General features: G+C 67.1%; 17 protein-coding genes and 1 pseudogene. 11 read left to right on the forward strand and 7 right to left on the reverse strand.

Annotated features, from left to right (window positions below; all coding sequences use genetic code 11):
- Positions 1 to 99: 99 nt before the first annotated feature.
- The 5 genes from ACWC5C_RS38425 to ACWC5C_RS38445 all read right to left on the reverse strand — a co-directional run bounded on the left by ACWC5C_RS38425 (position 100) and on the right by ACWC5C_RS38445 (position 4,323).
- Positions 100 to 750, reverse strand: coding sequence for a winged helix-turn-helix transcriptional regulator (locus ACWC5C_RS38425; RefSeq protein ID WP_450883370.1), 651 nt, complete (start codon positions 748 to 750; stop codon positions 100 to 102).
- Positions 751 to 1,160: 410 nt separating this feature from the next.
- On the reverse strand, positions 1,161 to 2,027 hold the full coding sequence (locus tag ACWC5C_RS38430) for a DUF2637 domain-containing protein (RefSeq protein WP_450883372.1): 867 nt from the start codon (positions 2,025 to 2,027) through the stop codon (positions 1,161 to 1,163).
- Entirely contained in the window at positions 2,024 to 2,581 is a 558-nt protein-coding gene (locus ACWC5C_RS38435) for a WhiB family transcriptional regulator (RefSeq protein WP_450883374.1), read from the reverse strand. Before ACWC5C_RS38435 ends, ACWC5C_RS38430 begins: the two co-directional genes overlap by 4 nt.
- 84 nt (positions 2,582 to 2,665) lie before the next feature.
- On the reverse strand, positions 2,666 to 3,373 hold the full coding sequence (locus ACWC5C_RS38440) for an ATP-binding protein (protein ID WP_450883376.1): 708 nt from the start codon (positions 3,371 to 3,373) through the stop codon (positions 2,666 to 2,668).
- Entirely contained in the window at positions 3,373 to 4,323 is a 951-nt protein-coding gene (locus ACWC5C_RS38445) for a hypothetical protein (RefSeq protein ID WP_450883378.1), read from the reverse strand. Before ACWC5C_RS38445 ends, ACWC5C_RS38440 begins: the two co-directional genes overlap by 1 nt.
- Before the next feature lie 617 nt (positions 4,324 to 4,940).
- Between ACWC5C_RS38445 and ACWC5C_RS38450 the strand changes: the two genes are divergently transcribed.
- The gene (locus ACWC5C_RS38450; RefSeq protein WP_450883380.1) at positions 4,941 to 5,387 is read left to right on the forward strand and encodes a Secondary metabolite protein; all 447 of its coding nucleotides are present in this window, start codon (positions 4,941 to 4,943) and stop codon (positions 5,385 to 5,387) included.
- Between the two features lie 109 nt (positions 5,388 to 5,496).
- Here ACWC5C_RS38450 and ACWC5C_RS38455 read toward each other — a convergent pair whose 3' ends face one another.
- Positions 5,497 to 6,321, reverse strand: a complete 825-nt coding sequence (locus ACWC5C_RS38455; RefSeq protein WP_450883382.1) for a helix-turn-helix transcriptional regulator — start codon at positions 6,319 to 6,321, stop codon at positions 5,497 to 5,499.
- A gap of 342 nt (positions 6,322 to 6,663) precedes the next feature.
- On the opposite strand from ACWC5C_RS38455, the gene ACWC5C_RS38460 reads away from it, so the two are divergent.
- The 5 genes and pseudogenes from ACWC5C_RS38460 (at position 6,664) to ACWC5C_RS38480 (ending at position 13,369) form a co-directional block, all read left to right on the forward strand.
- Positions 6,664 to 7,209, forward strand: coding sequence for a regulator component (locus ACWC5C_RS38460; protein WP_450883384.1), 546 nt, complete (start codon positions 6,664 to 6,666; stop codon positions 7,207 to 7,209).
- A complete protein-coding gene (locus ACWC5C_RS38465; protein ID WP_450883386.1) occupies positions 7,206 to 8,402 on the forward strand; it encodes an MAB_1171c family putative transporter in 1,197 nt (398 codons plus the stop codon). Before ACWC5C_RS38460 ends, ACWC5C_RS38465 begins: the two co-directional genes overlap by 4 nt.
- 4 nt (positions 8,403 to 8,406) lie before the next feature.
- Positions 8,407 to 9,576, forward strand: a complete 1,170-nt coding sequence (locus ACWC5C_RS38470) for a cytochrome P450 family protein (protein WP_450883388.1) — start codon at positions 8,407 to 8,409, stop codon at positions 9,574 to 9,576.
- A 1,304-nt stretch (positions 9,577 to 10,880) separates the two neighbouring features.
- A pseudogene (locus ACWC5C_RS38475) lies at positions 10,881 to 12,692 on the forward strand (ATP-binding SpoIIE family protein phosphatase); the annotation flags it as partial.
- A 122-nt stretch (positions 12,693 to 12,814) separates the two neighbouring features.
- Positions 12,815 to 13,369: an N-acetyltransferase family protein gene (locus tag ACWC5C_RS38480; RefSeq protein WP_450883390.1), complete on the forward strand. Its 555-nt coding sequence runs from the start codon at positions 12,815 to 12,817 to the stop codon at positions 13,367 to 13,369.
- Here the strand turns inward: ACWC5C_RS38480 and ACWC5C_RS38485 are convergent.
- Complete coding sequence (locus ACWC5C_RS38485) at positions 13,330 to 14,991, reverse strand: helix-turn-helix domain-containing protein (protein WP_450883392.1); 1,662 nt, start codon at positions 14,989 to 14,991, stop codon at positions 13,330 to 13,332. The genes ACWC5C_RS38480 and ACWC5C_RS38485 overlap by 40 nt on opposite strands.
- A gap of 240 nt (positions 14,992 to 15,231) precedes the next feature.
- Between ACWC5C_RS38485 and ACWC5C_RS38490 the strand changes: the two genes are divergently transcribed.
- The 5 genes from ACWC5C_RS38490 (at position 15,232) to ACWC5C_RS38510 (ending at position 18,384) form a co-directional block, all read left to right on the forward strand.
- Positions 15,232 to 15,720 carry an ATP-binding protein gene (locus ACWC5C_RS38490; protein ID WP_450883394.1) on the forward strand — a complete coding sequence of 163 codons (489 nt, stop codon included), beginning with the start codon at positions 15,232 to 15,234 and terminating at the stop codon, positions 15,718 to 15,720.
- On the forward strand, positions 15,717 to 16,208 hold the full coding sequence (locus ACWC5C_RS38495; protein WP_450883396.1) for a hypothetical protein: 492 nt from the start codon (positions 15,717 to 15,719) through the stop codon (positions 16,206 to 16,208). Before ACWC5C_RS38490 ends, ACWC5C_RS38495 begins: the two co-directional genes overlap by 4 nt.
- 99 nt (positions 16,209 to 16,307) lie before the next feature.
- Entirely contained in the window at positions 16,308 to 16,793 is a 486-nt protein-coding gene (locus ACWC5C_RS38500) for a helix-turn-helix domain-containing protein (RefSeq protein WP_450883398.1), read from the forward strand.
- A 53-nt stretch (positions 16,794 to 16,846) separates the two neighbouring features.
- A complete protein-coding gene (locus ACWC5C_RS38505; RefSeq protein ID WP_450883400.1) occupies positions 16,847 to 17,719 on the forward strand; it encodes an endonuclease/exonuclease/phosphatase family protein in 873 nt (290 codons plus the stop codon).
- Entirely contained in the window at positions 17,716 to 18,384 is a 669-nt protein-coding gene (locus ACWC5C_RS38510; protein WP_450883402.1) for a hypothetical protein, read from the forward strand. Before ACWC5C_RS38505 ends, ACWC5C_RS38510 begins: the two co-directional genes overlap by 4 nt.
- The last annotated feature ends 72 nt before the right edge of the window (positions 18,385 to 18,456 follow it).

Here is an 18,456-nt window from a genome sequence, read left to right on the forward strand (position 1 = left end):
CGAGAGTGTTACGCAAGGTATAGCTTGCTCGGCCTCGTGGCGGGTGGTCGTCGGGGGGACCCTGGTGGGCGGTGTCCAAGAAACGTGGCTGGGTCATCGTCAGCGTGCACCGTCCTGGTCCCGCAAATCGAGTTGGCTCCAGTACTCGATCGCGGCGTATACAGGGCCCAGCGCGCGGCCCGCCTCGGTCAGTAGGTACCAGGCACCATGATGGGATCCCGTCCGGGTGGCCAGGCCGTCGTGCTGCAGCCGGGCCAGCCTCCTTCCCACATATCCGATTCCCAGGTGCAGTTCATGGGCGATGTCGAGCTGGGATGCGGGGCCAATCGCGTCGAGAGCGCAGACCGTGGCGGTGGACTGGCGCAGGCGCAAACGCCGTGCGGCGTCCTCAATACGTTCGGCAGAAGCCGTCTCACCGAGCGTGAGGTGCGCATGCGACCACACTTCCAGAGCTCGGTGAACCGACGTGAGGGCGTCGCCACGGGCCGTAAGTTGGTAAGAAACGTCCGTGTGGTCACCGATTCGTGTGACCAGGCCAGCGGTGTGCATCTCGTTGAGCATCGGGTACGGGTTGGCGATGAACGGCAGTGCCCTGGCGATGTCGCATCCCCGCATAGGAGTTCGCCCCTGAGGCAGCGTCTGGATGATCCAGGTGGTCCATTTCCGCGCCAGGACGCGCAGAGCTTGTTCCACGCGCTGCGCATCAATGGCGCCGATCTGTGGGGCGGTGTGCAGGCCGGTGGTGGGCATGATGACGTCTCCTTCGTGACGGGGAGTGGACTAAAGCGTGAGAGGTATCAGCGTCGGTGGCTCACGGGCCGAACCGGGGAAGTGCTTCTCCGAATTTCGCGGAGGAGTTCAGCGATGTAGTCGAGGGCGAGAACCGGGTGGTGCAGCGTGCGAGGCGGGCTCGACGGTGCTCGCCACACCGTCCAGCTCTCGTCCGGACCAGACTGCGCACGGTGTAGGTGGCCATGAGCGGACAGGACGGCCAGCCAGGCGTCGATCTCGTCATTGGTGGGTGGCGTGGTACGCACGGCGAGGTCTCCTCTGCGGAGGCAGAAGTAGCTGGAGGCGAGTGAATTGACCGGCGGGGCGGACACCCCGCTCGCGGTGTCCGGAGTGACCGGATGGGGTGTCCACCGGGTGGCTTCGCGCGGTCAGCCGGTGGGGCAGAGTGTCTGCTTGTCCGCCTCGGCACGGAGCTGCTGCATCAGCTCGGTCAGCCGGTCGTTGGACAGCGGGCGCCCTTGTCCTCGTATGGCGTCGGCGACAACCTTGCGGGTCAGCTTCCCCGTGTCGGTGACCGCGCGGCGAGCGATCGGCAGCAGTTCGTCCGTCTCACCGGCGGTGGCCAGGTCCGCCGTCTCAGGCTCGTCGTCCGGGCCAGGCGCCGAAGCGGTCGGGGCCGGGCGGTCCTCGCCAGGAGGGTCCTGTCCTGGGTGGACAACTGCACGGTGATCGGGGACACCGGCGGACAGCGCGGGCGCCCGGTGGCCGGTGACCGGCCGGGCGGTGTCCTCACCGATCGAGGTGTCCAAGGTTCCACCCGCCATGACCGAGGTCTCCGGGACCGCGGGGTGACCGGACGGAGCGGCAGCACGGCGGGCGATAAGGATGTAGAGGTGGACGGCCCCGGCCAGGGCCAGCGGGGCAAGCGTGGACAGGACGCCGACCGTGACGTCCCCAAGCCGCAGCCCTCCGCCATCGGACTGATCGTTAAGGCGGACGGCGTGCAGAGCGTTAGCCCAGATGCTGGCCACCGTGGCAGTGCCGAATAGCGCCCAGACGTAGCAGCGGGCGGCGAGCGACGCGCTGCGCATCACCAGCAGGGCTCGCACCCCGTAGCCGATGAACCCGTCGATCACGAGGGGGAAGATCCACGTCAGGACCCCTCGGATATGGATGGCGACGGCCATCTGCTGGAGAGCGTCGTAGGAGAGCGCGCACCCAGCGGCACCCAGGGCGATGATGGCGGCGCGGTCCCAGCCGGTGATGTGCACCGGTATCGCGTCGGTGTCGTTCACGCAGCTGTCCCGAGGTCGTCGCAGCTGGAGGACCGCGGTACCTCGGTCAGCCCTTGGCCCTGGCGCTCATGCTCGAAGGAGCGGTTGCGGATCTCGCGGCGGACCTTGCGATAGAGCTTGTCGGCGTGCTCGTCGGAGATCTTCAGCAGCCAGGCGAGGCGTTCGGCCGGGGCATCGGCCTGGTAGGCGGCGCGGGTGACCGCGCGGCGCTCGGCATCGGTGAGGTGGATGTCGCGCCCGGCGAGGGTGGCGTTGACCCGGGCGTAGTCGAGGCGGCGGGGGAGGTTGCGGTGCAGCGGGTCGCGTTCCTCCTCGGTCATCCCGCCTCGGATGCCGTCGCGATCACCGGCCTCCAGCGCGGCGTCCAGGCAGGTCTGCTTGACCGGGCATTGCTGGCACAGGGCCTTGGCGGCGCGGATGCGGTCCATCTCGTCGGGCTCCGGGAAGAAGACTTCCGGGTCGACGGGGTTGTCGGGGGTGGAGAGGCAGGCGGCGTGGTTCTGCCAGGTGTGGTCGCCGAGGGTACGCAGTTCGGCGGTCCGGGTGTGGTGCATGGGTGGTCTCCGGTCGCCCGGGGGCACGTTCGGGCAGGGCTCGGCCCCGGGGGTCGTACGTGAAGGGAGATGTGCTGGTGGTCGTCAGACGGCGGCGAGTCGGTGGCGCTCGGCTGCGATGGCCCTTCTGCGGTCCGGGCCGTCGAGGATGACCTTGTCGGTCATCTCGGTCAGCCGGGAGGCGACGCGGTCGCCGATGTGCGCGCGCAGGTCAGCCATGCCGAGGTTGGTGGTGACCAGCGTCGGGAGCATCGCGGTGTAGCGGCGATCGACCAGCCGCATCGTGATCTCCTCCGTCCACTCGCTGCTCTTCGCGGCGCCGAGGTCGTCGATGATCAGCAGTGGGCAGCGGGCCAGGTCCTGCAGTTCGCGCTCCCCGTCGCTTCCCTGGCGAGGCCGCAGTTCGGCGTAGAGGTCGGCGGCGGTGGTCGCCTTCCACCGCAGGCGCACCCCGGCGGCCAGCAGGGACCGGACTGCGCCGTACGCCTGGTGGGTCTTGCCGGTGCCGGTGGTGCCGACGATCAGCAGCGATCGTCCTTGGGCGATGCCCGGAGCCCCGGAGGGTCCGGGGCGACCGGCTTCGATAACCTCGCGGACCCAGGCGTCAACGGCCGGGTGGTCGGCGACGGCGGTCTGGTAGCGGGCCGGAATACGGGCCTGCGCCGCCTCCAGGGCGGGGCTGGGTTCCGCAGGGTCGGTGACCGGAGCGTTTGGGTCGATGCCGCGGGCCTTGAGGATGCCGGTCAGGCGGCGGGCGATGCCGCCGACGGGCTGGGCGTCGTGGTCGCGCATCACAGCTCCTCGGCGTAGGCGGTGGCAGGGTCGGCGGGGTTTGCCCAGGCCCGGTGACCGCGCACAGTATTCGCGGATTCCCGCCGCACCAAGCCGTTCGTGGGGGCGGACGTGGCGTTCATGGCTTCGTGGACCAGGCTCGGCAGAGTGCTCGGGTGCAGCCCCTTCGCCCGGTGGCCGGCCAGTCCGGCGCGGATGTGCGCGGGGCCGATGCCCTCCTTCAGCAGCTTGGAGACCTCGCGCCCGAGGTGGCCGAGCACGCCATTCGGCGGTCGGTGGGCGCAGGAGGCGGCGTACTCGCTGATGAGCTGCTGGGGGGAGACGGACTCCGGTGCGTGGGCGCTTGCGCCCCCCGAAGGGGAAGATCCTAGATCCACGTTCCTAGGTCCTAGATCCGGACCGTGAGTGTTCACCGCAGGCTCACCGCATGCTCCGTGAGTGCGCGGTGAGGGCTCGCTGCATGCCTCGCGGCCTGCGTTTTCGTGATTCACGGAGGGCTCATACGAGATGCCGGAACCCTCACTGAGTCCGCCGTGAACCTGCACTGCGGGCTCGTGCACGGTGTCCTGCGTCTGCGGTACATCGTTCGGGCTGGAGTGGCCGACGTCGTGCTGCGGGCAGACGGGATGGCGCACGCCGCTCGGACGGTTGATCTTCTGATGCTGGCGCCAGGTGACGATGTGCAGGTACCGCTTGCCGTCCTCGCTCCCGTAACGGCAGATGAGACCGGCCGCCGCGAGCTGAGTCAGGTCGTCCTCGACGCCGACCGGGCCATGCTCGGGCCGCAGGGACCACAGCAGTCCAGCGAGAACGGCAGGCTGGTCCCGGAAGCGACCGTGGTCATCGGCCTGGGTGAGCAGCCCGAAGAACGTGCGTTCTGCTGTGAGCGACACCTCGGCGAGCGACTCGGAGGCGAACGCCTCGGGCTTGATCGTACGAATCCGGGCCACGTTCAGCGCCCCCCGGAAGCGACGGTGGCTCCCTCTGCCCTGGGCCGCAGGACGTGGAGATCACGCTGGGAAACGCGGAGGGCCCGAGCGCCGGACACCCTGTCGGCGAGCGGTGGCCGATGCATGCTGGGGTGAGGTGCTGTGTCCTCGGTGGTCGGGACGGCGAGCGCCGTTTCGCTGGGGAAGTCGGGCATGCGAGAATCCTTCGCTCGTAAGTGGGGAAGGGCGGCCGCTCTCATCGAAAAGGTCAGCCGACCTGCCCCAGTTATGAATCCGTGGCCCCTCGGGGTGGCGGTCCCGGCGCTCGGAAGCTGCTACTTCCGGGCGCCGGGCTTGGCTCCCCTCCGGTGTGCGCCGGGTCGGTGCTCGGGGTCTGGTGTGTCCTCCTTGCGGACTATGCCTCGGCGGCCCTCCCGTCAAGGGACCAGGGCCGTATGGCCCCTGCCGACTCAAGTCCAGGGCATCCACCTGCAGCACAACACTGCAATGGCGAAGCCACGACTTCAACGTACACCGCAGTTGCGCCATCTCGTCAACCACAGTGTCGCCGCCGACCCCCGAGCTGGACATCGTCACCACTGGACTGGATACGATCAGGGCATGGCGGAGGGCGTGAAATGACAGACAACAGCGAACGAACGTTCGCGGAGCTACTCGACTACCTGTTCCAAGAGGTGCACCCGCAGGAGCGAGGGCCCTACACCTATGCCGAGGTCGCGAAGGGCATCGGGGAGAAGTCCGGCCTGGCGATCTCAGCGAGCGCGATCCAGCAGCTCAGGACCGGCACGAACACGAACCCGAAGATGCAGACGATCCGGGCCCTGGCGGCCTTCTTCGGCGTCCCGGCCGGGTACTTCTTCGACGAGCAGGTGGCCGAGCAGACGCGCGCCGAGATCCAGGTGGTCGCCGCCATGCGGAATCACGGCGTGAGACGAGTCGCGCTGCGCGCCGACGGCCTCAGCCCGTCAAGCCTCCAGATGGTCAGCTCGGTGATCGAACAGGCCAGACGGCTTGAAGGCCTCGCGGGCGAATCCGAGGACAGCGACCTACTCGACGACAAGTAGCCCTCCGCCGTCCGGACTGGCTGCTCGCCGCGGCCACCCCACCGCCGCCTCCATCCCACCCCGCTCTCCCCCAACCGCCTCCTGCTCCAGATCGGCTTCGAGACCGCCGTCACTCTTCGATCTCCATGAGGACGATCACTCGAAGCATCAGACTCCGCATCGGGGTGAGAGCAACGATACGCACCGGCACCTGCGCATTCCCACGATGCGGAAGCCTGACTCTGCGCAGTTCACCATCTGCATGGTCGTAGACCTCACGACGGTCCCACATTTCGCGTACCTCCGGGCTGCCATGCAGGATGTCGCTTTCCAATTGACGCAGGGATTCGTTCTCCGGGAACTGAATTCGTGCGTATCGGATCTGCCCGAGGTAAGTTCGCACCCATTCGTCCCGCCAGTTCACCAGTTGGTGCTTTGCTTCGGGTCGGGTGAAGGCCCACCGCATGAGGTTCGCCTGATGGGCAGTCCACGGAAACCATTGGCGCAGCGCATCATTGGTTCCCAAGATGTTCCAGGCCAGATCGGACACGTAAGCGGGGTTGGGCGACTGGTTGTCGATGAACCTCTGCAGGAGTCCATCCATCTCCCCGACCGCACCCGCTTCAGGGGTGGCGGGTGGGGCCGGCGGTCGGCCGAGGACCTTTAGGTACAAGGCGTGACGCTCGGCTCGACTGAGCCGCAGCACGTAAGAGAGTCGGTCCAGGAAATCCGCCGAGTAGTTCGCGTCTTTGCCGCGTTCCAGGGAGCGGTACCAGCGCACGCTGACGTTTGCCAGGCGGGCAACGTCGGCCTGCGACAGGCCTTCACCCCTCCGACTATGTGCCCCGAGCCCAGGAATCGCACGAGGGTCCACGCGTCTGCGCCATGATCGCAGCAGATCAGATAGCGACTCCTCGTCAGAACCCAGATCAGCCCGCCCTTCCCAGGAGTCCATGGAATGAGACGCTAGGACGCTGCATCAAGTGAAATGTGCCACGACACGCCGGTCCGGCGTCAAAGTGATCTTGCAATCATCATTCAGGGTAGTCGGGCATTACGGGTGCTGCGCATTTCAAAGGCGTCGAGCAGGATGGTCAACGTCTTGCCCGTGGCGGCAAATCCGTCGCCTCATCGGTTTCTTGACGCTGTACCCCCATGAGGCACCCCACCGCACAGGCTTCACCATCCGTAACCGGAAGTACTTGTTCCGGGGAACTGCGAGTTCCGCCTTCCCCTTGGCAGTCTCGCCCTCAGCACACAAGCAGGTGTTACAGCCAAAGCGCGAGGGAGGACTCGTATGCCCTTGCCGCAACATGGTTCCGAAGCCCGACTGCGCCGCGCGGGCGAGGAGCAGATCGACCAGTTGCGGTTGCCCTACCGGTTCACAACTCGTGAGTTGCGGGATTCCATTTCGCTAATCCGTGGCAAGCCGATCATCCTGCGGCCCCTGAATACGCTGGGCTCCGTCGACGCACCGTGCGGCATCCGCCTGGAGACCGCCGAGGCAGATCTCCTCTACTACGAGGAGGGGACCTCGGTTCACCATCAGCGCCACATCCTCACACACGAGTTGATGCATGTGTGGCGCGACCATCCGGGGAGCTTGGAGGTCGACGCCGAAACGGCCGGGGCCCTGGGCGTGAACCCGGCCCTGGTCCTGCGAATGACTGGGCGCACGAATTACTCCACGCAGGACGAACTGGAAGCGGAGATGCTGGCCACCATCATCCGCCAGCGGATGTACCGCGAACGTGAACGTCCGGCCCCAACGCCCCAAAAAGGCGTGGACAGTTGGGACGCACTGTTTGCGCAGCCCATCAAGAGAGGTCGCTTCCGGCAATGATGAACGTTCTCTTCCTCGGGATGGCGTGCATCCTGGTGTCGGCCGCCGCCTTCTGGGTTTTCGCGCGCGGAGCGCCACGCCCGGCGGGGAGCTGGGCAATGGGCGCGCTGCTTGCCTCCTTCTCACTGGCCTTCGTCTCGTACGCGCCATTGTTTGGGGACGCGGTCGAGTCCGTCGTACCGGATGTCGCCCGCCTGCTCAGCAACTCCGCGTCCCTGGCCGCGGCCACCTCTGTCCTGGCTGTGTCGCACCAGGTCAACCTCGACCCCGTTGAAGCAGGACGACGCATCCGCAGCCGCCTTGCTCTCCTCGCCGGAGCCGTTCTGAGCATGGCGGTGCTCTTCGCGGTCGAGGGAATGACCCATCAGTCGCCCCACGCGTATGCGGTCTATCTGTTTGTGTACCTTGCATACCTGGGATTCGCTGTCATTGACTTCCTGCGCCAGGCCCTTCGGCAGTCGAAGTCGGCCCGCAGAAGGTGCGTCCGGATCGGAATGCGCTTGGCGGCCGTAGGCTGCGTCTTCGCCCTGACCTACACGCTCTACAAACTCACCAGACTGGTCACGCTGAGTCTGGCCTTGCGCCTGTTTCCGGAGCGAAGAGATTGCACCACGCTGTTCTCCTCACCCTGTGTCTTCAGCGTGACCGCTCCCGCGGTAGCCGTTCTGCTGATCTGCGTCGGACTCACATTGCCCGCCATCGTCTATCCGATCAGCCTGGCTCGACGCCGCCGCTGGGAAAGGCGGTCGCTGGCCGCCCTCGAACCGCTGTGGCACGACCTCACGACTGCGCTGCCCGACATCGTTCTCCCCGCAGCAGAAGATGACGAGGACGAATCAGCGGACTTCGACTTCCTCCTTCAGCGGATGGTGATCGAGATCAGTGACGGGATCCTTGCCCTGCGGCCGTACCGGTCCCGGAGCGCGGAGGAAGCAGCCCGTAAGTCGATCGCCGTCGGGACCCGGCAAGGGGCGGCTCTGGTGGAGGCGGTGATGGTGCGGAGTGCACTGGAACGTCTCCGCGCAGACTCCCCGCCGGACGAAAGCGCAGATCTACCAGCGTCGAGCACTACTGACCGGGGCGGTGACCTTCGGGCCGAAACGGAGTGGCTGCTGGCCATCGTCGATGCCTATGTGCACGCCCGCATCTCCCGTGTCGCAGATGACGAACCCTTCGAGCGGATTGGAACCTGATCGCGTGAACGATTCCCCGCAGGACCACCAGCAGCCGCACGACCGCAGTGGCGCCCAGCAGTCCCAATGCCCTGTCCAGTCCGTACGGAGCGGCTCGTCCGGGCACACCAGCTACCTCGTTACCGGATACGCCGAAGCCAGACAGGCACTCGCCGACCCACGCTTGTCGAAGAACACAACTGCCTTCTTCGCCGACAAGGGCTCCAAGCGCCAGCTGCACCCCGCCGTCTCGCAGAACATGCTGGCCAGCGACCCTCCGCAGCACACCCGCCTTCGCAAGCTCGTGACTAAGGCCTTCACGACGGGCTCCGTTGCCGCGCTGCGTCCGTTCATCGAGCAGGTGACCGATGATCTCCTGGACGCGTGGCCCACGCATGGCCAGGTGGACGTCGTCGCCGACCTGGCCATGCCCCTTCCCGTCACCGTGATCTGCGAACTTCTCGGAGTGCCAGAGGACAACCGGGCGGACGTCAAACGCTGGTCCGCCGATCTGTTCGCGGCAGGCCAGCCCGAGCGGATCGACGCGGCCTCGCACACGATGGCCCAGTACATGGCGGACCTCATCGCCGAAAAACGAGAGCACCCGGGCGGCGCACTGCTGGACGACCTCATCCTGGTCCGCGACGGCGAGGACCGGCTCAGCGAGGAGGAGCTGGTGTCCCTCGCCGTTCTCCTCCTCGTCGCCGGGCACGAAACCACCACCAACCTCATCAGCAGCGCACTCCTCGCACTTCTACAAAAGCCCGCGGATCTGGAACGGTTGCGCCACGAGCCAGACCTCGTACCGGGCGCGCTGGACGAACTGCTTCGCCACAGCTCCCCCGTCAGCATGGCCACGTTCCGGTACACCACGGAGGCCATCACCCTCGGCGGCACCGAGATCCCCGCCGACGCCCCGGTGCAGGTGGCCATCGGAGCCGCCAACCGCGACCCCACCCGGTTCCCCGCACCCGAACAGGTCGACCTCGAACGGGACGCCTCCGGACACCTCAGCTTCGGCCACGGCATCCACCGGTGTCTCGGCGCCCCGCTCGCCAGAGCCGAGGCGGAACTCGCCCTCCAGAAAGTCCTAACCCGCTTCCCGAAACTCCGGCTAGCGGTGCCCCCGGAAGACCTGATCTGGCGTCCCACCCGCCTGGTTCAAGGCCTGACCGCGCTCCCTGTTCTCGTCTAGGCCAACCTCTCCGCTTACCTTGCGGCACGCCGTGTCCAACACCGGGGTGCTGCTGCCGATGGGTCTCATTGCCGCTCATTGCCAGAGGCATAGATCATCGCGACGAGAACGAGCAGAGTGGCGGCCAGCGCGCGGACATCCCCCGGGCGCCACCCCTCCTGAAGCGCCACGATCAGGACTGCAGTGATCGCGTAGGGCCAGGAGCGACGGGGTGAGTTCAAGGTAGACCTCCTATTGTGTCGGGAAAGTGATGGAGGTCCACTGTCTGGGCTAATGTGATTGTCCAGTCGCCGAACATGGCGTTGCTGCACGTCGGCATAGGAAACTCGTGGACAACCACGGTGTTGTCTGTGGAAAACGCAGGAGGCCATGGGGTGGGGCGGCCACGAGGTCGGGCGAAGGGCGCAACGTCCGAGGCCAATGCGCTTGCGGAGTGGTTACAGCGGCTCACCGCTGGGCTGACACTGGAGCAGTTGTCGGAGCAGCTTCCGTACGGCAAGTCCAAGTGGGGGCGATACCTCAACGGGCAGGACCTTGTGCCCGAGTGGTTGTTGGAGAAGGCCGTCGCACAGCGGATCGGAGAACCGAAGTTGCGTTCGCTCCGATTGGCCGAGGGTCGGGCTCTCTTGCAGGCAGCCGAGGAGGCTGCGCACAAGCCGGTGCCGGAGAGAAGGCCTGAGGCAACCCTCGCAGAGCTTTCTCTGCGTCTGGACGACGCGCGAAAGGGCCAGCTTGAAGCTCAAGCAACGCTCTTCAATGCCAACCACCTGGTTGGCGCGCTGCTCGCTACGGTGGCAACCCTGCAGAAGCGCTGTGCGGTTTTGGAAGATGAACGTGATCAGGCTCATCAGTTGGCGAAGGCGGCGTACCAGGACCAACTGCACCAGTCCGTGTCACGTCTTGCGACTGCAGAGAAGATGCTGGAGGAGGCCCGACGGGAACGTGCGGACGCGGAGGAAATCAGACTCGCCGCCCAGAGGGTTAGTGAGCGGTACGAGCGGGCTCTCTCCAAGCTGGAAGCTCACCAGCCCGTGACGCCCCCCGAGCCTGCTCCAGCCCATGAGGGCATACCGGCAGTGCCACCGTTGTACGAAGTCGATTACGACTTGGAGGCAATGGGAGACCAGCTTGAAGCCCAAGGCCAGAAACTCGCCTCCTTGCGCCAACAACTGCACCTATCAGATCAACCCACGCAGGTCGACCCGCGGATTGTCCACGGTGAAGTCGTGGACAACGCGGACAACTCCCCAACCAGCACCAATGAAGTGCAGGCGATGAGTGAGCGGCGACAGATCTCCCCCGGCGCCGGTCCAACCGACAGGACCAGTGGGTCACTTGGGAGCGAAGCGGCGCTGCCAGGCATAGCCGAGCTGCGCGCGCTGTCGGGCAAGGTCGACGTGGCGCACAACCGCCTGAAGCTGCTGTACGACGCGGGCGTGTCCATCGGCACCACGCTAGACGTGGTGCGTACCGCGCAGGAGCTGGCGGAGTACGCGGTGGCCCGGTTCGCCGACTACGTCTCCGTCGACCTCGCGGACTCAGTCATGCGCGGCGAGGAGCCGCATCTGTGGGCCACGGTGGCGGACGACCGCACCACACCCCTGCGGCGTACGGCGCTCAGCGGCATCCGCGACGACGTACCGCTCTACCCGCTCGGCAAGCTGATCCGGTTCACCCCGAACGCGCCCCAGGCCCAAGGCTTCCGCACCGGCGCCGTCACGGTCGTACCCGTTCTGAGCGACTGCGAGGGCTGGCAGGAGCAGGACCCCGACCAGGCCCGGAAGATCATCGACTGCGGCATCCACTCGATGATCACGGTCCCGCTGCGGGCCCGCGGTGTCGTCCTGGGCGTGGCCAGTTTCATGCGCGCCGAGAAGCCCGAGCCGTTCGAGGAGGACGACGTCTCGCTCGCCGAGGAGCTGGTCACCCGGACCGCCGTCAGCATCGACAACGCCCGCCGCTACACCCGCGAGCACACCATGGCCGTCACCCTCCAGCGCAGCCTGCTGCCGCGGGTGCTGCCCGAGCAGAACGCGCTGGACGTGGCGTACCGCTATCTGCCCGCCGAATCGGGCGTCGGCGGCGACTGGTTCGACGTCATCCCGCTGCCGGGCGCCCGGGTGGCGCTGTTGGTGGGCGACGTCGTCGGCCATGGGCTGCACGCGGCGGCCACGATGGGGCGGCTGCGGACCGCCGTCCACAACTTCTCCACCCTCGACCTGCCACCGGACGAGATCCTGTCCCACCTCGACGACCTGATCGCCCGCGTCGAGCAGGACGAAGGCTACTCCGCCCTGCTCGACGCCGACGGCGGCGGTGAGGTGATCATCGGGGCCACCTGTCTGTACGCGATCTACGACCCGGTGACCCGGCGCTGCACCATGGCCCGGGCCGGGCATCCGCCGCCCGCCGTGGTGAGCCCGGACGGCTCGGTGGAGCTGCTGAACGACCTGCCCGTGGGCCCGCCGCTGGGCCTGGGCGGGCTGCCGTTCGAAACGGCCGAGCTGGAGCTGCCCGAGGGCAGCCAGCTGGTGCTCTACACGGACGGGCTCATCGAGAAGCGCGACCGGGACATCGAGACGGGCATGGAGATGCTGGCCGACGCCCTGGCCCACCCCGGACGCTCTCCGGAGCAGACCTGTACGGCGGTGCTGGACGCCCTGCTGCCCGAGCGCCCCAGCGACGACATCGCGCTGATCGTCGCCCGTACGAAGATCCTGGAGCCGGGGCGGATCGCCGACTGGGAGGTGCCGTCCGACCCCGCCCAGGTCGCCAAGATACGTGTGGCGGTCGTCCAGCGGCTCGCCGAATGGGGGCTAAGCGACCTGGCATACACGACCGAGTTGGTCACGAGCGAGCTGATCACCAACGCGATCCGTCACGCCACCGGCCCGATCCGGGTGCGGCTGCTGTGCGACCGCAGCCTGATCTGCGAGGTGTCCGACACCAGCAGCACGTCACCGCATCTGCGGTACGCGGCGACGACGGACGAGGGCGGCCGGGGACTGTTCCTGGTCTCGCAGTTCGCTGACCGGTGGGGCACCCGCTACACCTCCGACGGCAAGGTGATTTGGACGGAGCAGGGCCTCCTCAGCGACAGAAGCGTGCCCCGCTGACGAACCATGCTGCAAAGCATGGCGGGCCAGTTACCGCCTACTAGGCCAGCCATCCCAAAGTTTGATTCGCCTTGTGGAAGAGAGCCTGTTCCCGCTGGGTGGGCCGAATTAGCCTTACTGGCATGACGATGAACACCGTGTCCCTGACGCACCACGACGGTGAAGAAGCCACCGCGCTGCTGGAGGAGCTGTGTGACGCGTACGCGGACGCGTACCGGTCGGAGCCGGGCGGCGAGAAGACGAGCGCGTTCCGCCGCCGGGCGGAGAAGCAGTTCACGCGGCCTGGCTTCACCCTGGTGGTCGCGCGGGCTGAGGGCCAGCTCGTCGGGTTCGTGTTCGGCTACACCCTGGCGGCCGGGGATACGCACTGGTGGGGAGGAGTTCAGCCGGAGCCGTCGGCGGAGTTCTTGGAGGAGACAGGGTCGCGGACGTGGGTACTGTCCGAGATCGAGGTGCGACGGGCGTGGCAAGGGAAGGGCGTGGGTCGGACGCTGCATGACGCGGTGCTCGGCGCCCGGAGCGAGGAGCGGGCTACGCTCGCGACGGGCCCGGACGCTCCGGCGCAGAAGGTGTACACCGGCTGGGGGTGGCAGCTGGTCGGCCGGATTCCCGGCGATGACGGCGACTACTACTCGGCCTACGACTTGTTCGTGCTGGAGCTGCCGGTCAGCCGGTAGTGGGCCAGGAAGTCGTCGAGCTTGCGCACGGCCCGGCTGCGCTGCCAGGGCGTGAGGGCTGTACGGAGGTCGGCGATGCGCTCGGTGATGCGTGGGGAGCGGTTGAAGCTGGAGATTCGGGCGATGTCGCCGACGATGGCGCTGGCCTCGGCGATGTCGCCTTGCTGGAGGTGCGCCTGGCTCTGCAGGGCGAGGGTGTGCGCGTGGTTGTGCACGTTCGTCGGGTCGATCATCGGCAGTGAGGTGCGAGCCGCGTTCAAGGCCTTGGCAGGGGTGCCGAGGGTGAGGGCGCACTCCGCTTCCGTGCCCCAGTAGAAGGACTCGTTGTAGAAGTACCACCAACTGGCCACCGGGGCGTTGGCGGTGAGGTCGCGCACCGCGGCGTGCTCCTGTTCAAGGGCGCGCTGGGCCTTGTCAGGCTGCTTGGCCGCGGCGAAGGCACGTGCGGCGACATCGGCGGCATAGCCCCGGGCGGCCGGGCTGTCGACCTGGTCAGCCCACGTCTGGGCGGCGATGGCGTGGTCGATGCCGACCCGGGGCTTGTTCTGCCAGGTGGCGAGCTGGCTCATGGTGCACAGGACGTAGGTGACCAGCTCGGTGTTCTCGGCATCGTGGGCGGCGGTGCGGGCGTCGTCGTAGTAGTACTGGGCAGCGCGGTAGTCACCGAGGTTGTACAGCTGCCAGCCGACCATCTGGCTGAGCTCGGCATACACGGTCAGCACACGTGGGCGGAGGGCTGCGGGTGCGCTGGTGATCAGGTCGGCGGTGACCTGGCGCTGAGCCATGGCAGTCTGCAGAGCGATCTGTGGGCCAAGGATGTCGCCCTGGCGACGGTAGTGCTGCAAAACGCGCTCGGAGTGGGAGATGGTGGCCAGGTCCAGACGGCTCGGCTCCTCAAGGACCGCAGCGACGCGGTCGCGTTCATCTGCGTCGGCAATGTCCAACAGCGGGGCCGCCGCGGCCACGGTGAGCGCAGTGCTGAACTTCTGGAGCAGTTCGCGGCGGTTGAGCCCCGGGTTGGCCTGCTGTACCCACATGATCAGAGCCTGTGCCAGTTCGTCGAAGCGTACGTCGTGCAGCCTGTGAACCAGGGTGCCAGCCATCTGTGGGGAAAGCATGAGCGGCTCGGCGATCAGGCCGTCCGGGAAGTCGGCCGCGGAGTACGGCGCAGTGCCCGGGGCAGCGACGGGACTTCCCGAGACCGGTGATGGTTCACGTGGCGTGGGGCCATGGTCGGGGAGATCGGCGAGCAGGTCGGAGACCGCGCATTCGTAGAGCTGGGCGAGCCGGTCCAGGGTGTCGAGCGAAGGAGCGTGGCCGGTGCTGGCCGGCCACAGCTCCCAGGTGGAGATGTTCTTGAAAGTCCTGGGATCGTCCGGCCACCGCTGGTTCCACAATTCGGCGACTTCGCGCTGACTCAGCCCCCGGGCCAGACGGGGCGCCACGCGCGCGTTGACCCGGTAACGGCACCGGATGGCGGTAGACACCTCTGACCAGGTCTTCCCCGCCGCCCGCAGCTCGGTGGCGAACTGCACCTGTTCCTGCCTGCGGCTACGTGGTTGTGTTCCCACCCAACCCTCCTTCTTCGCTGATGGCGTGCGGGATTTCATCTTGTTCAGCACGGTAGCGCGCTGCGCCGTGCGTCAACACTGCGACTTTTCTTCCTGGTTGAACCGGGAATTCACGGCCACAAATTGGCGGTCGCACTGGATGGTCCGGGCCTATGCAACAGGGCGAGAGTGGGGTCCCACTTCACCGGCGAACTGGCTCCCCCAAGGCAGTCCGAGCGGCAATTCGAGGGCTATGGCCAAAGCAGCACCCGGGCCAGGCTCAGCTCCAAGATCGATCTGCGGAGGATGGAAATGGCTCTCACTGGACTGGGCGAGGTGCCCCGTACGCGACGCCTTGGTCACGGCGAGACCGACCAGCACGTCACCCACACCAGCACGGTTCGTATCGAACGGACCTCCCAGCCCGGCAGCGAACTGACCGACGAGGACCGGGCATGGCCCGGCCGAATCCGCCGGATCGCGCGGGCCTACCTCCGCAACTGGGGCCTCGCCCCGTACACGGACCGTGTCGAGTTGCTGCTGACCGAGCTGGTCACCAACGCCTTGCGGCACGGTCGGTGCGAAGAAATCGGCGTTCGGCTGTTCCACACCTCTTTCCAGCTCTGCGTGGAGGTCGCTGACGGTTCTCCCGGCTGCCCGGTCCGCCGTGAGGCGGGCCCGGACGACGAGTACGGGCGCGGCATCGTCCTGGTCGAGGCATACGCGGACGACTGGGGTGTCACGGACGACAACACCGTGACGTGGTGCACCCTGAACTTGACGGCTCAGGACGCCTCGTGACATCGCCAGCCCTGGTCGACGCCCGGTTGAATAAACGCCTGGCCAGAGCGCTCCGGTACTTGGCCGTCGCCGCACATGGGGGCGTCAGGCCGGTGGGTGAGGCGTGGGATGTGGTGGTGACGGGTTCCGGTCCTTCCGGCACCGCCCTGCTGCGAAGTATGGATCACCACGCCCGTCCGCACCGGCATTGCGCGAGCGTCATCGCCGACCCGTCCAGCCACGTTCTGGTGTGGCTGGTACCGCTCGGGACGATGCGGATCTGGACCAACAACCACGGCCTCTGTCTGGGGAGCGGCGAAATCGCTGTTCCGCCGGTGTCCCGCCATTACCCGCTGCCACGCACATCCGCGCCGTATTGGGTGCGGCCGATGCATCAGCACCGTCTCGTCAGCCCGCCGGTGCTGGACCGGGAACTGGCTGTTGCAGCGCTCGGCGAGCCGCGGCCGAACCTCGTCGATCTGTTGCCCAGCCGGGCGAACGCGCCCTAACGCCCACCGCAACGTCCCTCGGGGACCGCGGAGTGAACGGTCCTGCGGGCCCTGAGGGCATCCACCGACTGTCAACGCCACGATCGGAAGGAAGACCCTTTGACCCGCCGACAGCCTGGTAGCCCGACGCTCTCCGGTCGCGAGCGCGAGGCTCTCCAGCTCATCGCGAACGGCATGTCCACCTCGCAGGCGGCTACCGAGATGAAGGTATCCGCCGACACCGTGCAGGGGTACATCGGACATGTAGTCGGCAAGCTCGGTACGGGCGATCGAGCATCGGCTGTGCACCAGAGCTACGTGACCGGTGCGCTCACCCCGCCCAATGCGGAGCCCGCCGGGAACCTGGTGGTGACCTCGGGACAGCTCCGCGTTCTCCAAGGCCTGGCGGACGGTCTTTCCCAGCAAGAGCTGGCCGCCAGCAGCGGGTTCTACACGGACAACGTCCGGGCCGAGGAACGTGCCTTGACCGCGCTGCTCGGCGCCAAGAGTGCAGCGCATCTCATCACCTGCTCCTGGCAACAAGGCTGGCTCGGGCCGGAATCGACTCGGGGTTCAAGGTCCGCGACCACGCCCCCGGTCGCATGATGCGCGGAGGGCTCCGGAGTCGCGGGCGTGAATTCCTCCGGCCACGGAGCCGCATGTCCCGTGGCATCCCGCTGCGGAAGAAGCTGATGGAGCGTCCGAACAGTCGAGGAGAAGGCGGCTCCACCATCAGGATAGGCACCTACAACGTCCTCGATGGCGGCGGCGATCGCTGGCGGCAGCAGGTGCAGTTCCTGTCCGGACTGCATCTGGATGTCCTGGGCATTCAGGAGGCCAAGCACTGGGATGCCCGCGGCTGCCACCGGATGTTCGCCACGGCTCGGGCCCTGGGGATGCAGCCGCTGTTCGCGCCGTCGCGCCATCACGGCTGTCACCTGGTCACGCTATACCGGTGGCCTAAGTTGGAGTGCACGGCCTTCGAGCCCGATGTGTCGGGTGGGGAGTTCCACCACGCCGCCTCTCGCGCGCGCTTCGTCGCCGGTGGCCGCGCCTTCTCCGTCGTGCATACCCATCTGGACCCGTTCAGCGGGCAGGACCGGCTCAGCGAAGTCAGTTGGCTCACCCAATACGCCGCCGCTGATCAGCACACGGCGCTCATCGGGGACCTGAACTCCATCGGTGCTCAGGACCGGGAGCAGGACGACTGGCGGCGTATCCCGGTTCACCTCCAGCCCCGACACCGTATGGTCCGGGGCGACGGGTCCTACGGCGGCACGGACCGCCGGGCGATGGCGGCGCTGATGGCGGCGGGCTTCGTGGACCCGCCGTTCCAGCTCCAGGTTCCCCGGGGACGGACCTCTGGCTACTGGAACGACACAGAGCTGTGGGATCACCGTTCGGATTACATTCTGCTCTCCCCCAGCCTCGCTCCCGCGCTGCGCTCCTACGTGGTAGCCGACACCCCAACAACCCGGATGCTCAGCGATCACCTACCAGTCGTCGCCACTCTCCATCTGGATGCCCTATGACGCAGCACAAGCACAGCGGGCTGACCGTTCCCTACATCACCTCCTGGAGCGCCGAGACAGCGTGCATCCCACCCGTGGTGCGCAAGTTCGGGAACATGGGCCCGTTCCTCGGCTACGCGGATGAGACCGCGTACGACCGGGGGCGGCATGGAGCACTGTGGGTGCGGCAGTCCCTCGCTCGGGGCAAGGGCCAACCGCTGATGGATTCGGTTCACGCGCTGCGCCAGCGGCAGGCGATGCGCCACATGCTGTGCCAGGTCTGCCGTACCCCCACGGTGGGAGCGAGCCCCGAGCGGCAGATTTTCCTACTCAAGGCAGCGGCCGGTCCACTGGTCGACGGGACACGGACGACCGCTCCCCCGGTGTGCTCGTCGTGCGCGCCTTTGGCAGCCGACAGCTGCCCCCGATTGAGCTCTGGTGGCCACGTCGCCGCGTGGGTGGAACAGGCGGAGCCCTGGGGCGTCGCCGGTGTGCTCTACGACCCCGAAAGCCTGCGCCCTGTCCACGACTACGGCCTGGTGCGAGTCGCTCACGACTCCGAGGAAATCCGGTGGATCATCGCTCACCGGGAGGTCGTCATCCTGCACGGCTGCACCGCAGTCGATGTAAATGACCTCCGGCGACCCGGCATCGGGCTTTCAAGAGCGGCGCGCCGAATTTCGTGAGGTGGATGTCAGGGTTCGCAGCTTGGCTCCCCGTAACCCTGACATCGCCTTCGGCCAACGTCGTTGCTGGTT

It is taken from the genome of Streptomyces sp. NPDC001700 (genome assembly GCF_053596435.1).